Below are 12,343 nucleotides of genomic sequence, written 5' to 3' on the forward strand. Positions count from 1 at the left end.
TGCAAATGGTGTATATCTGCGCTGCGCGACAAATATTGGGGGAAAAGATGACACGACTGGCAGGCCTGCTGACCGCTTTCATTTTGCTCCTGCCGCTGTCTTCCGCGTCGGCGGCAATGCCCGAAGCGGCTACCCGACTGTTCGAGGCGAAGAGCGTGGCCGCGCGCGACGCTGCCCTGTCGATGCTGGAGGCCGCCGCGCCAAACGACCCGGCATCCGCCTATGCGGCCGGGGCGGGCGAGTTCTTCACCGCATTGGAGATCCTGGCCACCGGCCTGCACCGCCATGGTTTCGAAAGCCCGCAGTCCTTCATGCTGCCACTGATGCGGTTGCCGGTGCCCGACAATCCCAATCCCGAGCCGCTGACTTACGAGCAGTTCCGCGCCATCCTGGTCGGCTTCCGCGACCGGCTGGAAAAATCCGCGGCGACGTTTGCGTCGGTGCCGGCGAACGCCGATATCGGCATGGCGATCGATCTCACCCGTGCGGGCATAGACCTCAACGAGGACGGCACCATCGCTCCGGACGAGAGCATGGCGGCGATCATCGCCGCGTTGTCCCGTGGCGGCATTACATCGGACGACGCCGTCCCCACGCTCACCTTCCGTTTCGACCGCGCCGACGGGTACTGGCTGCAGGGCTATGCCGAGTTCCTGATGGCCCAGGCCGATTTCTGGCTGGCGCATGATTTCAGGAGCACCTTCGACGGCTCGTTCCACATGCTGTTCCCGCGCGCCAAGCTGCCGTTGCAGGATATTCTGGTGCCGCCGGCCGGCGACATGGGCTCGAGCATCTTCTCGTCGGAATGGCGCATCGCCGATTTCATCTCGATGGTGCATCTCATCAACTGGCCGGTGGTCGAACCGGAGCGCCGGCAAGCGGCGCGCCGCCACCTGCTGGAAATGATCCGGCTGTCGCGCGAGGACTGGAAGGCGATCCGCGCCGAGACCGACAATGACCGCGAATGGCTGCCTGGACCGCAGCAGAAGGGCGAGAACCCGCTCACCGGCCTCGAAGTCGGCGAGGAGCAGGTTCAGGCCTGGCTCGCCGCCCTGACCATGGCCGAAGATCTCCTGGAGGGCCGCAAGTTGCTGCCGCATTTCCGCGTCACCGCCGGCACGGGCCTTGGCATCAACATGAAGCGCTTCTTCGATGACCCGAAAAACTTCGATCTGGTGCTGTCGATCACCGGCCCGGCCATCGCGCCCTACCTCGAAAGCGGCGAGCTCGTCACCAGCAGCGATTTCGACCAGATCCAGCGCCAGTTCGGCGGCGGCGGGTTTCTGACCTTTGCGCTCTGGTTCAACTGAGGGCGGGATGTTGAGGCTCTTCCGCAGGGGAAATCTTGGCAAGACCGGCAACATTTTTACTGGAAACAGGCGCCTTTCCCAAGCGATGTCTGCTGGCAGTCACCTCACTGCAGATGCCGCGCGAAGGCGCTTCGCAAAAATTAGCAGCGGCTGTTTTGCTTGACTCGGCCGCCAAAAACAGGCAGCAAAACCAGGTCGGAAGGGCGACAACACCACTTTCCTGGCCGTGGACGAAGGCTGATTTGGCCAAAATCCACATCTCGTCGTTGGTTTTGAGAGGAATTGATTAACCAACTTTGTCCATATTTTGAAGCAATTGGCAACCAACTACAGACGCGGCAAACGCGTCGGGGACCACCTGGGATCACTCACAGAATGGTCGTCGCGGCTCTCAAGGCCACGTACGGGGAAACCGATTGAAGCGAGATTGGTTGCATGGCGTTGTTGAGTACACATAAAAAAAACCGGGGACAGCGTGAGGGCGGCGAGTTCGTCGATGCTCCGCGTTCCTCTTCCTTCAACGCTGGCCGGGTGGCCCGCTGGGTCGCACTGCCCTGCGTCAGCACTGCCATCGGCCTTTGGCTGATCGGCACCATGGCCGGCCTCAGTTCCGTCGGCGCCTCGCTGTCGGCGACTTCGGTTGGCCTGCCCCAGACGCTGTCCATGCCGGGATCGCTCGCATTTACCGATCCGCTGAAACAGCACTTCTTGAAAGCACCCTTCGTGCTGGCCAATGCCAATGGCGGCACTCAGGCCCTGCATGATCATTCGGTGCAGTGCGGTGCCAGCTGTTTCAAGCTGGCCAGGGTAAGCTCACGGGCGGAAAAGTCCGAACGCCTTGTAGCGCAGGCAAAGCCGATGCCAGCCGCCGTGAAGTCGAAGGCGCAGGAGCGCTTCGAACGCATGGAAGCGTCGCTTTCGCCGATGAAGCTGGCCGCTGCCTTTGCCGACGCCGGAAAGCCTGCCGCCACTGCCAACACGCGCCCGGTGATCTCCACCGTCGCACCGCGAATTGCCGAGGCGTCGCTGGTGCCGTCCGTCCAGGTCACGGCCAGCCTGTCCGATAACATGCCAGTTCCGGCGGCCGAACGTTTCGCCCGGCTGGATACCGGCTCGGTGGTCGTGCAGACCGCACCGCAGCCGATGGGCTTTGCCCAATCTGATACGCCAGACAATTCGCAGTTGGCACTTGCCCTCGTGCAGTCGCTGCCGGTCGACGCCGGGGCGTTTGCCTCACCGCTGCCGATCGAGGAATCGTCAGCCGATGTCGCGGTTTCCCCCGTCGAAACCCAGCAGGATCAACCCGGTGATGCCGCCTCGCTGCCGGACGCGCTGACCAACGACGTGCCGTTGCCGACCCGCCGCCCGCAATTCGACCCGCCGCAGCCCAAAATCGTCCAGCAGCAGCCTAAGCCCGTTCAGCAGCCCAAATCTGTTCAGCAGCTCAAGCCCGCCCAGCAATCGAAGCCGGCACGCGAGACGGTCCAGCAGGCCCAGCCGGCGAAACCGACGCGGCAAGGCCGGCCAGCCGATGGCGGCGATGTGCTGGCCTATGCTAAGCCCGACACGCCTTCGGGCGGCCTTGGCAAGGCGTTCAGAAATCTGTTCAACTCGCCGGGATCCAGAAGCGGAGCCGGAAATGGCGTCGCCGTCTACGATATCAGCGCCGGCACCGTCTACATGCCTGACGGCTCAAGGCTCGAGGCTCATTCTGGCATCGGCGCCATGACGGACCAGCCGCGTTATGCCGACCAGAAGAACCGCGGACCGACACCGCCCAACACCTACAATCTGTCGCTGCGCGAGACGCGCTTCCACGGAGTGGAGGCCTTGCGCCTGACACCGGCCGATGGCCGCAACAAATACAATCGCGACGGCTTTCTGGCCCATACCTACCTGCTTCGAGGCCGCTACGGCCAGTCGAGCGGTTGCGTCGCCTTCAAGGACTATGCGCGCTTCCTCGCCGCCTACAAGAAGGGCAAGATCAAACGCCTTGTCGTGGTGCCGCGCCTGAACGGGTCGGCGACGCAGGTCGCATCAGCCGCCAGGGGCGTGTAGCGACAAGAGGCTTTCGGCCGCACCTTCCCGCCTGCTCCTGACAGCCTGCTGTCAGGAGCAGCGCTGTTCGGCACGCCTCTCCCCACCGCGCTCTTTCCATTTTGGCCAGGAAATCCCATATTCGGGACATGGCCAAATCCCCCGATAAGAAAACGCCGCCGACGGCGAACGACGACCGCGCCGCGCCGAAGCGGCGCAGCCCGCTGACCGATTTCCTCGACGCCTCCGAGCCGCTGCACAAAGGCGGTTTCGCCGAGATGCCGCAGCCGGAGCTCTCTGGCACGCCGCTGACCGGTTCGATCGCGGATTGGGCCGAGCAGATCGAGCAGGAAGCCGAAAACGAAGGACGTCTTGTCGGCAAGGGCGACGGCGGCAAATCGCCGAAGCCGTCGAAGAAGATACCCGAGCGCTCAAGCTCGCCGGGACGCAGTTCGCGCGGCACCTCGATGGGTGGCGCGGCGTCAGCCAGGGAGCGCACGGCAGCCGGCCTCAACCCGGTCGCCGGTCTCGACATCTCGCTGGAAGACGCCGAGACGATGGCCTCGGGCAGCGTCACCGCTACCGTCGCCGCGCTGTCGGCGCTGATCGAATCCGGCAATCCGCTGCACAAGGACGGCGTGCTGTGGACGCCGCACCGCCCTGCCCGCCCCGAAAAATCCGAAGGCGGCATTGCCATCAAGATGGTTTCGGATTTCGAGCCGGCCGGCGATCAGCCGACCGCGATCAAGGATCTGGTCGAAGGCGTCGACAACAACGACCGGACCCAAGTGCTGCTCGGCGTCACCGGCTCCGGAAAAACCTTCACCATGGCCAAGGTGATCGAGGAGACGCAGCGCCCTGCCTTGATCCTGGCGCCGAACAAGACGCTGGCGGCGCAGCTCTATTCCGAGTTCAAGAAATTCTTCCCGGAAAACGCCGTCGAGTATTTCGTCTCCTACTACGACTACTACCAGCCGGAAGCCTACGTCCCGCGCACCGACACCTTCATCGAGAAGGAATCCTCGATCAACGAGCAGATCGACCGCATGCGCCATTCGGCGACGCGTTCGCTGCTCGAGCGTGACGACGTCATCATCGTCGCCTCGGTGTCCTGCATCTACGGTATCGGCTCGGTCGAGACCTATACGGCGATGACCTTCCAGATGCAGATCGGCGATCGGCTCGACCAGCGCGCGCTGCTCGCCGATCTCGTCGCCCAGCAGTACAAACGGCAGGACATCAATTTCGTTCGCGGCTCGTTCCGCGTGCGCGGCGACACGATCGAGATCTTCCCGGCCCACTTGGAGGATCGCGCCTGGCGCATTTCAATGTTCGGCGACGAGATCGAGCAGATCACCGAATTCGACCCGCTGACCGGCCAGAAGACCGGCGAGCTGAAAAGCGTCAAGATCTACGCCAATTCGCACTATGTGACGCCGCGCCCGACGCTGAACCAGGCGATCAAGTCGATCAAGGAAGAGCTCAAGCACCGGCTGGTCGAACTCGAGCGCGCAGGCCGCCTGCTCGAGGCGCAGCGGCTGGAACAGCGCTGCCGCTTCGACCTCGAGATGCTGGAAGCCACCGGTTCCTGCGCCGGCATCGAGAACTATTCGCGCTATCTCACCGGCCGCCAGCCGGGTGATCCGCCGCCGACGCTGTTCGAGTACATTCCCGACAACGCGCTGGTCTTCATCGATGAAAGCCATGTCACCGTGCCGCAGATCGGCGGCATGTATCGCGGCGACTTTCGCCGCAAGGCGACACTGGCCGAATACGGCTTCCGTCTGCCGTCCTGCATGGACAACCGGCCGCTGCGCTTCGAGGAATGGGATGCCATGCGTCCGCTTTCGGTCGCCGTCTCGGCGACCCCTGGCGGCTGGGAAATGGAGCAGGCCGGCGGCGTCTTCGCCGAACAGGTCATCCGCCCGACCGGCCTGATCGATCCGCCGGTCGAGGTTCGCCCGGCCAAGACCCAGGTCGACGATGTCGTTGGCGAAATCCGCGACACCACCAAGGCCGGCTACCGCACGCTGGTCACGGTGCTGACCAAGCGCATGGCCGAGGATTTGACCGAATATCTGCATGAGCAAGGCATCCGCGTCCGCTACATGCACTCCGACATCGACACGCTGGAGCGCATCGAGATCCTGCGCGATCTGCGCCTCGGCGCCTTCGACGTGCTGGTCGGCATCAACCTGCTGCGCGAAGGCCTCGACATTCCCGAATGCGGCTTCGTCGCCATTCTCGACGCCGACAAGGAAGGGTTTCTGCGCTCGGAAACCTCGCTGATCCAGACCATCGGCCGCGCCGCCAGAAACGTCGACGGCAAGGTCATCCTGTATGCCGACCAAGTCACCGGCTCGATGGAGCGGGCGATGGCCGAGACCAACCGCCGCCGCGAAAAGCAGGTGGAATGGAACGAGGCCAACGGCATCACCCCGGAATCGGTCAAGTCGCGCATCTCCGACATTCTGGATTCGGTCTACGAGAAGGACCACGTCCGCGCCGACATTTCGCAGTTCACCGACAATGCCGGCGCCATGATGGGCAACAACCTCAAGGCCCATCTCGACGCGATGGAAAAGCAGATGCGCGATGCCGCGGCCAATCTCGACTTCGAGAAGGCGGCTCGTATCCGCGACGAGATCAAGCGTCTGCGAGAGATGGAACTGTCCATCTCCGAAGACCCACTGGCCAAATACGCCGATATGGAAAGTCCTGCCTCAGGTCGCGAAAAGGGCAAGCACAACAAGGGCGTGGCCAAACATCGGACAGCAGAGGAACAGGAGCGTTTCCGCAAGTTCGACGAAGCCCGTGCCGCCGAAGAGGCGGCCAAGGCTGCGCGGCCCAACCTCTTCCGCAAGCCTGATCTCGACGAGATGGGCGCCGATGGCGCCGTACCAGTGAAAAAACCGCTGTTTTCGAAACCCTCGATCGACGACATGGGTCCGGGCACCGACATGCCGACGCCGGCCGGCGCGGTGTCGCGCTCGTTGTTCAAGAAACAGTCGGCCGAAGAGGCGCATGGCTCCGATTTCGGCATTCCCGGCGAGCCGGTCAAGCCGCTGTTCAAGAAGAACTCGCTTGATGAGATGACCGTGCGGCGCACGGAAAAGCCGGTCGAGGGAAAAGTGCCGGCAAAGCCACAGCCGATCTCCCCCCAAGTGGGGGAGATGTCCGGCAGGACAGAGGGGGGCACAAAGGAACGCGACGGCAAACCAATCGTTCGCCAGCGCGCCGGCATCGGCTCGTATGAAGACGCGGGAGATGCCCGCCGCGAAAAGCGTCGGCCGGGAAAGACAGGTAGGCCGGGGCGGTAGGAAGCTGCAGCATCGAGCCTGCGATCGGTTGCGGATTTCAGATGCCGCCGCTTAGAATAGGTGATGGTCGTCGTTCGCAGACTTGATGAAGAGGAGTTCAAGGCTTGCTTTGCCGAGCCGATGACGAATATCACCGCGACGGCGAATGCTGTCGTAGACATATGGCCCTATGTCGACGCGCTAAATCTGGACGAAGTCGGCGTGCCCTATTTGAACGACGTCCACTATGTTTACCGGGACGTTCAAAACCGGTTTGATCAAGTTTTGATTGGCACCGGCAGGTTCAACGCCCTGCTTGTGATCGTTGTCGATCTCGGCAGAAGCGCGGTGTTCGGCATTTCCTACTCGATCTCAACAAAGAATATGGACTAAGCGGCGGTTACTTGAGACCTGTCTGATCCGGCCCTTTGACCTGTGAAGCTCAATCAATCAGCTGGGTAGCACAATGGTCAGGGCAGGCGGAATATGCTCCCTGCGACGGGATATCCAGCCAACCAAGGTTTGATCGATGCGACAGCGAGGCAAACTCCATATTCTCCCCCTAATCTTAGGTAGCAAAGACACGCCTTTGCGGGCCGGAGCTGATCTCGGTCCGGTCGAGAAACACCTTGGCTTTCCTAAATGGTTGTATGTCTATCAGGATCAGCCGTGCGGCTTTCTTCTGGGTTATGGCGATCTGGAAATCGACATTTTGACCAGGCGCAATCGAGCACGCGTCCATCGCATCAGCATCAAACTTTGGGACATGCCTGATGTCCCCAAGCCTTTGCCTTTGAAATGGAGCGGCAACAGCCAAATCGATCTCGATGGCTTTAGCCCGGCAATGACGATTTCGGCCGCCAGGACGCTCCTCGCAGGTCTAGGACTGCATGCCGAGGAATATAAGGTGGAAAGCGTATCTGAAACTGTCCGCCGGCTCGTGCTCCCCCACGCCGAGCTTCATTTCTTCAAGGGACCGGAAGAACCGATCCTGATGGAGTTTCACTTCCTGACACCGCAGGAAATCCAGGGAAATAAGGGGGACTGGGTAATCCGCCGCGAGACTAAGGCCGGCCTGCAGAGGACACACTTGCCAGCGGCCCCACCTTTGGTGTAGCCAGTCCACACACTCGAACGTTTTGAAAGGAGGGCTCACGTGTTTACGTTTCATCGTCACCATCGTCAGCGTGGCCCGATTTCTGCCCTGCGAGCTTGCTTGCAGGGCTGACCAGGGACGGTCCGGGTTTTCCCGCTTCGATTTTTTGGTCTGCCCTTCGTGGTTTTGCAACGCCGAGCCTGATGGCCAGCCTGCGCACCGTCAAAGTGCATTGAACCGGACTTTTCCTCCGGCAAGACCAGAGAAATCAAAATGGCCCTGATCAGCCTCAAATCCCTCGGCGTCACCATGAGTGCGCCGCTGTTTGCCAATCTCGACCTCACCATCGGCTCCGGCGACCGGCTCGGCATTGTCGCCGCCAATGGCCGCGGCAAGTCGACCTTGCTGAAATGCCTGACCGGCGAGATGGAGCCGACCTCCGGTGACATCACCCGCACGCGCGGCCTGCGCGTCGGTCATGTCGAGCAATCCGTCGCCCCTGCCCTTCTCAGCCGTACGTTCCACCAGGTGGTGGCCGACGCCTTGCCGGCCGAGCAGGCCGAAAGCGAGCTGTGGCGCGTCGATGTGGTTCTGGATTCGCTCGATGTGCCGGAGCCGATGCGCGAGCGGCAAATGCAGGCGCTGAGCGGCGGCTGGCAGCGGCTGGCGCTGATCGCCCGCGTCTGGGTCACCGATCCGGATGTGCTGCTGCTCGACGAGCCGACCAACCATCTCGACCTTGCCCGCATCAGCCAGCTCGAAACCTGGCTGAACACGCTGCCGCGCGAGGTGCCGGTCGTCATTGCCAGCCACGACCGCGCCTTTCTCGACGCCGCCACCAACCGGACGCTGTTCCTGCGCCCGGAACAGTCGCCGGTGTTTGCCCTGCCCTACTCCCGCGCCAGGCTGGCGCTCGACGAGGTCGATGCTTCGACGGAGCGCAAGTTCCAGCGCGACATGAAGGTGGCGCAGCAATTGCGCCGACAGGCGGCCAAGCTCAACAACATCGGCATCAATTCGGGCAGCGATCTGCTGACGGTCAAGACCAAGCAACTCAACCAGCGGGCCGAAAAACTGGAGGAAGCGGCGAACCCGGCGCATCGCGAGAAGTCGGCGGGTGCCATCAAACTGGCCAATCGCGGTACCCACGCCAAAGTGTTGATCACGCTCGACGACGCGGCTGTCGAAACACCCGATGGCACGCTGCTGTTTCGGACCGGCAAGCGCCACATCTGCCAGGGCGACCGCATCGTGCTGCTCGGCCGCAACGGCGTCGGCAAGTCGCGCTTCGTCACCCTGATCCGCAATGCCATTGTCGAACCGGACACGGTGCGGAATGTGAAGGTGACGCCGTCGACGGTGCTCGGCTACAGCGATCAGGCGTTGTCGGGCATCAGCGGCGACGACACGCCGCTGGCGATGGTCTCGCGCCGCTACGATGTCGGCGAGCAGCGCGCACGGTCCTTGCTGGCCGGCGCCGGCGTGGTCATCGAGATGCAGGAGAAAAAGATCGGCGTGCTGTCCGGCGGCCAGAAGGCGCGGCTGATGATGCTGGCGCTGAGGCTCGCCGATCCCAACTTCTATCTGCTCGACGAGCCGACCAACCATCTCGACATTGACGGCCAGGAAGCGCTGGAAGCGGAACTGCTGGCACATCAGGCAAGCTGCGTGCTCGCCTCGCACGACCGCTCCTTCATCCGCGCCATCGGCAACCGCTTCTGGCTGATCGAGAAGCGGAAGCTCACCGAAGTCGAAGACCCGGAGGATTTCTTCCGCTCGGGGGTTGAAACGGCAGGATGAGGCCACGGAGTCGACTGGCATGTAAATTATTTGCTTACAGACCTTGTTTTTTGTAAGCAATCTGTTTACATATACCGATGATCAAGTCCTTCAAGAACAAGGCGCTGTCGGACCTCTTTCAAACTGGAAGACCGGCAAGATCGACGCCAAGATGCACAAGCGCATTCTTGTCCGGCTTGACCGCCTGGAAGCTTCGGAGAAGCCGGAGGAAATGAACCTTCCCGGCTTCGATTTCCACCCGCTGAAAGGCTTCGATCCAATCCGCTACACGGTCCACGTCAACGGTCCGTGGTGCATCACATTCGAGTTCGACGGCAAGGACGCCGCCCGCGTCGATTTCGAGCAATATCACTGAGGCGGCCAGACTGGAGAAGTTCGACTTATGACCGTGCACGAGCCGACGCGTCCTATTGAGCGTTGTCCCTCCCACCCGGGAGCGCTGCTTGAGAACATTATCCCGGCAACTGGAAAGACCAAGGTGGAAATTGCAAATCTGCTCGGGATCTCCCGGCAGCAGCTCTATGACATCATCCGCGAAAAGAAGCCGGTTTCGCCGGCTGTGGCCGCTCGCCTCGGGAAGCTGTTCGGCGACGGCGCCGCGATTTGGCTTCGAATGCAAGCGGCTTTCGATGCTTGGCACGCAGAGCGTGAAGTTGATGTTTCAGCGATCCCTACGCTCAGGGTTGCGTAGGTCCGCACGGCAGCATTCGGACAGACCATCAGACGCCGCGATAAAAAATCTCGACGGTCTGTCGGATAGCCTCAGCCCGTCGCGTCCTTGGGATGCCGACACGATGATGCCGGCGCCAACCCAGGGAGAATTATCATGTCGGTTCTTTCATCCATCGGTCGCGTCGCAACCCGATATGCGGCAGCGCGCGCTCGTCACCGCAGCGAGCGCATCCTGCTTTCACTGCCAGCCTCGCTGCGCAAGGATATCGGCTTTCCGGACGTCTTCGACGCGCAAAACAACCGTCGCTATTGACGCCGAATGTCACGAGGTGCTGGTCAGTCATGCGTATCGCCTGAAAGCGGCGTCGCCTGCATCGATACGCGCTTCTCGAAAGCGTCGAACCAGCGCGTCAGCCGCGCCCGTGAGCGAAAAGGCGGAAGGTGGCGGAACGCCATCCAGGACAGCGTCGTGGCCAAGGCTATATGGCCGACATGGAGCGGTGCCTCGTCGTCCAGCGTGCTTTCGATCCAATCGTAGCTCGCCTCGATCTTTTCCCGGTGTCCGTCGGCGAGAGCGCTATAACGCAGCTGTTCGGGTCTTCTTTCCGTCTCCCAGCGCAAGGCTATACCCGTCTGAGCCAGGCCTTGGGCAACCGACTGCAGCCGCAACGCCTGCCAGCGCGCCTCGCCGCCCTGCGGCAGCAGCTTGCGGCCGTCATGCAGTGTGTCGAGATAGGCGCAGATGACATCGGAATCGAACATCGGCGACGCGTCGGGCCGCAACAGCACCGGCACTTTGCCGAGCGGATTTTCGGCGTAGACGCGAGCATTGCGCAAGGTCGGACTGGTCTCGTGATGAATGACCTCGAGCCGATCGGCAATGCCGACCTCATGAGCGAAGACGAGCGCCTTGCGCGCGAAGGGCGAGTGAGTCTGATAATAGAGGATCATTGTCGTCCCGGGGTTGAAGAGGCGTTCGCGTGATCCATCTGTTCTAGCCCGCGAGCAGCGAGAATTGCGCTCTGATTGGGGGCGGTCGACGCAAGTTCGTTTCACGTCTCTCGTTCAGCTGCCGGCTGCCTGGCCAGTCCAGGGCCGGTCGGCCAAAAAAAATCTCCCGGCCATGTAGGATCGCCGCCGCCTCATCCGTCCTTTGGCTCGCAAGGCCAAACGCAAAGAGGAGCAAGACATGACCGACCAGACCCCCGTTCAGCCCGCGGCCAAAGTGCTCGGCGGATTGACCCCCTATCTGCAGCTGGATGGCGCCTTCAAGGCTGCCGAATTCTACAAGAAAGCCTTCGGCGCGGAGCAGGTCTTTGCCTACCCGGCGGACGAAAAAGGCCGCACCATGCACATTCACCTCCACATCAATGGCTCGACCCTCATGCTCTCCGATTTCTATCCAGAAAACGGAATGCCCGCCGTCAAGCCGCAGGGGTACACCATGCAGCTTCACCTCGGCAGCGACGACATCGAAGCCTGGTGGAAGCGCGCCGTCGATGCCGGCTGCGAAGTTGCCGTGCCGCTCCAAGTCATGTTCTGGGGTGATCAGTGGGGCAATATGCGCGACCCGTTCGGCGTCGAATGGGCGATGAACGCGCCGGTGAAGAAAGCCTGATCTGCCGCCGATAGCCCGAGCCCTCACCGGCCAGCCGGTGAGGCCCTGTGAACTTCCAGGAGGAGATCCAAAATGTCCTATGTCGATGGTTTCGTACTTGCCGTATCCAAGGCAAAACTCGATGACTACAAGAAGCTGGCCAACCTCGCAGGGCCTATCTGGAGGGAACATGGCGCGCTCGCCTATGTCGAATGCATCGGCGACGACGTGCCCTATGGCGAGGTCACGTCCTTCCCGCGTGCCGTGCAGGCCAAGGACGACGAGATCGTCGTCTTCGCCTGGGCCGTCTATGAGTCGCGGGAGAGCCGCGATGCCGTCATGGCCAAGGTGATGGCCGACCCGCGCTTGAAGGCCGATTGGGCGGACATGCCGTTCGACGGCAAACGCATGATCTTCGGTGGCTTCAAGCCATTCATTGAGATGTAGGCGCGCCGACCCAAGGTGGCCTGCACACCAAATACTCCAAGCGCGTCGCGCGGATTCCTTTCGCGCGGCGCTTTCTTGCCCTTAA

The 12,343-nt window shown here is 62.0% G+C and carries 12 protein-coding genes and 1 pseudogene; 12 read left to right on the forward strand and 1 reads right to left on the reverse strand.

Annotated elements, in window-relative coordinates:
* The first annotated feature begins 47 nt into the window (after positions 1-47).
* The 10 genes and pseudogenes from NKH95_RS13290 (at position 48) to NKH95_RS13335 (ending at position 10,527) form a co-directional block, all read left to right on the forward strand.
* Positions 48-1,310, forward strand: coding sequence for a hypothetical protein (locus NKH95_RS13290; RefSeq protein WP_023809781.1), 1,263 nt, complete (start codon positions 48-50; stop codon positions 1,308-1,310).
* A 35-nt stretch (positions 1,311-1,345) separates the two neighbouring features.
* A complete protein-coding gene (locus tag NKH95_RS13295; protein ID WP_155930561.1) occupies positions 1,346-1,600 on the forward strand; it encodes a hypothetical protein in 255 nt (84 codons plus the stop codon).
* 145 nt (positions 1,601-1,745) lie between these two features.
* Positions 1,746-3,368 carry a DUF2778 domain-containing protein gene (locus NKH95_RS13300; protein WP_023809782.1) on the forward strand — a complete coding sequence of 541 codons (1,623 nt, stop codon included), beginning with the start codon at positions 1,746-1,748 and terminating at the stop codon, positions 3,366-3,368.
* Between the two features lie 128 nt (positions 3,369-3,496).
* Positions 3,497-6,667, forward strand: coding sequence for an excinuclease ABC subunit UvrB (gene uvrB / locus NKH95_RS13305; RefSeq protein ID WP_023809783.1), 3,171 nt, complete (start codon positions 3,497-3,499; stop codon positions 6,665-6,667).
* Positions 6,668-6,730: 63 nt separating this feature from the next.
* Positions 6,731-7,039, forward strand: a complete 309-nt coding sequence (locus NKH95_RS13310; protein WP_023809784.1) for a hypothetical protein — start codon at positions 6,731-6,733, stop codon at positions 7,037-7,039.
* Between the two features lie 136 nt (positions 7,040-7,175).
* The gene (locus NKH95_RS13315) at positions 7,176-7,763 is read left to right on the forward strand and encodes a hypothetical protein (RefSeq protein WP_081734780.1); all 588 of its coding nucleotides are present in this window, start codon (positions 7,176-7,178) and stop codon (positions 7,761-7,763) included.
* 252 nt (positions 7,764-8,015) lie between these two features.
* The gene (locus NKH95_RS13320) at positions 8,016-9,542 is read left to right on the forward strand and encodes an ABC-F family ATP-binding cassette domain-containing protein (RefSeq protein ID WP_352891731.1); all 1,527 of its coding nucleotides are present in this window, start codon (positions 8,016-8,018) and stop codon (positions 9,540-9,542) included.
* Between the two features lie 77 nt (positions 9,543-9,619).
* Positions 9,620-9,897, forward strand: a pseudogene (locus NKH95_RS13325) (type II toxin-antitoxin system RelE/ParE family toxin).
* Between the two features lie 27 nt (positions 9,898-9,924).
* Positions 9,925-10,233, forward strand: coding sequence for a HigA family addiction module antitoxin (locus NKH95_RS13330; RefSeq protein ID WP_352891733.1), 309 nt, complete (start codon positions 9,925-9,927; stop codon positions 10,231-10,233).
* Positions 10,234-10,368: 135 nt separating this feature from the next.
* Entirely contained in the window at positions 10,369-10,527 is a 159-nt protein-coding gene (locus NKH95_RS13335) for a hypothetical protein (RefSeq protein ID WP_352553483.1), read from the forward strand.
* 23 nt (positions 10,528-10,550) lie between these two features.
* Here NKH95_RS13335 and NKH95_RS13340 read toward each other — a convergent pair whose 3' ends face one another.
* Positions 10,551-11,165, reverse strand: a complete 615-nt coding sequence (locus NKH95_RS13340; RefSeq protein WP_352610467.1) for a glutathione S-transferase family protein — start codon at positions 11,163-11,165, stop codon at positions 10,551-10,553.
* Positions 11,166-11,403: 238 nt separating this feature from the next.
* Between NKH95_RS13340 and NKH95_RS13345 the strand changes: the two genes are divergently transcribed.
* Both NKH95_RS13345 and NKH95_RS13350 read left to right on the forward strand, forming a co-directional pair.
* On the forward strand, positions 11,404-11,832 hold the full coding sequence (locus NKH95_RS13345) for a VOC family protein (RefSeq protein WP_127268665.1): 429 nt from the start codon (positions 11,404-11,406) through the stop codon (positions 11,830-11,832).
* A 72-nt stretch (positions 11,833-11,904) separates the two neighbouring features.
* Positions 11,905-12,258: a DUF1428 domain-containing protein gene (locus NKH95_RS13350; protein WP_127294961.1), complete on the forward strand. Its 354-nt coding sequence runs from the start codon at positions 11,905-11,907 to the stop codon at positions 12,256-12,258.
* The last annotated feature ends 85 nt before the right edge of the window (positions 12,259-12,343 follow it).

This window comes from Mesorhizobium sp. M0848 (assembly GCF_040319805.1).
Classification (GTDB): Bacteria; Pseudomonadota; Alphaproteobacteria; order Rhizobiales; family Rhizobiaceae; genus Mesorhizobium.

What these genes read in the sequence shown, in the direction of transcription:
- NKH95_RS13290 (WP_023809781.1), top strand. Translation starts at nt 48, where the DNA reads ATGACACGACTGGCAGGCCTGCTGACCGCTTTCATTTTGCTCCTGCCG.
- NKH95_RS13300 (WP_023809782.1), top strand. Translation starts at nt 1,746, where the DNA reads ATGGCGTTGTTGAGTACACATAAAAAAAACCGGGGACAGCGTGAGGGC.
- uvrB (WP_023809783.1), top strand. Translation starts at nt 3,497, where the DNA reads ATGGCCAAATCCCCCGATAAGAAAACGCCGCCGACGGCGAACGACGAC.
- NKH95_RS13310 (WP_023809784.1), top strand. Translation starts at nt 6,731, where the DNA reads ATGGTCGTCGTTCGCAGACTTGATGAAGAGGAGTTCAAGGCTTGCTTT.
- NKH95_RS13315 (WP_081734780.1), top strand. Translation starts at nt 7,176, where the DNA reads ATGCGACAGCGAGGCAAACTCCATATTCTCCCCCTAATCTTAGGTAGC.
- NKH95_RS13320 (WP_352891731.1), top strand. Translation starts at nt 8,016, where the DNA reads ATGGCCCTGATCAGCCTCAAATCCCTCGGCGTCACCATGAGTGCGCCG.
- NKH95_RS13330 (WP_352891733.1), top strand. Translation starts at nt 9,925, where the DNA reads ATGACCGTGCACGAGCCGACGCGTCCTATTGAGCGTTGTCCCTCCCAC.
- NKH95_RS13335 (WP_352553483.1), top strand. Translation starts at nt 10,369, where the DNA reads ATGTCGGTTCTTTCATCCATCGGTCGCGTCGCAACCCGATATGCGGCA.
- NKH95_RS13340 (WP_352610467.1), bottom strand. Translation starts at nt 11,165, where the DNA reads ATGATCCTCTATTATCAGACTCACTCGCCCTTCGCGCGCAAGGCGCTC.
- NKH95_RS13345 (WP_127268665.1), top strand. Translation starts at nt 11,404, where the DNA reads ATGACCGACCAGACCCCCGTTCAGCCCGCGGCCAAAGTGCTCGGCGGA.
- NKH95_RS13350 (WP_127294961.1), top strand. Translation starts at nt 11,905, where the DNA reads ATGTCCTATGTCGATGGTTTCGTACTTGCCGTATCCAAGGCAAAACTC.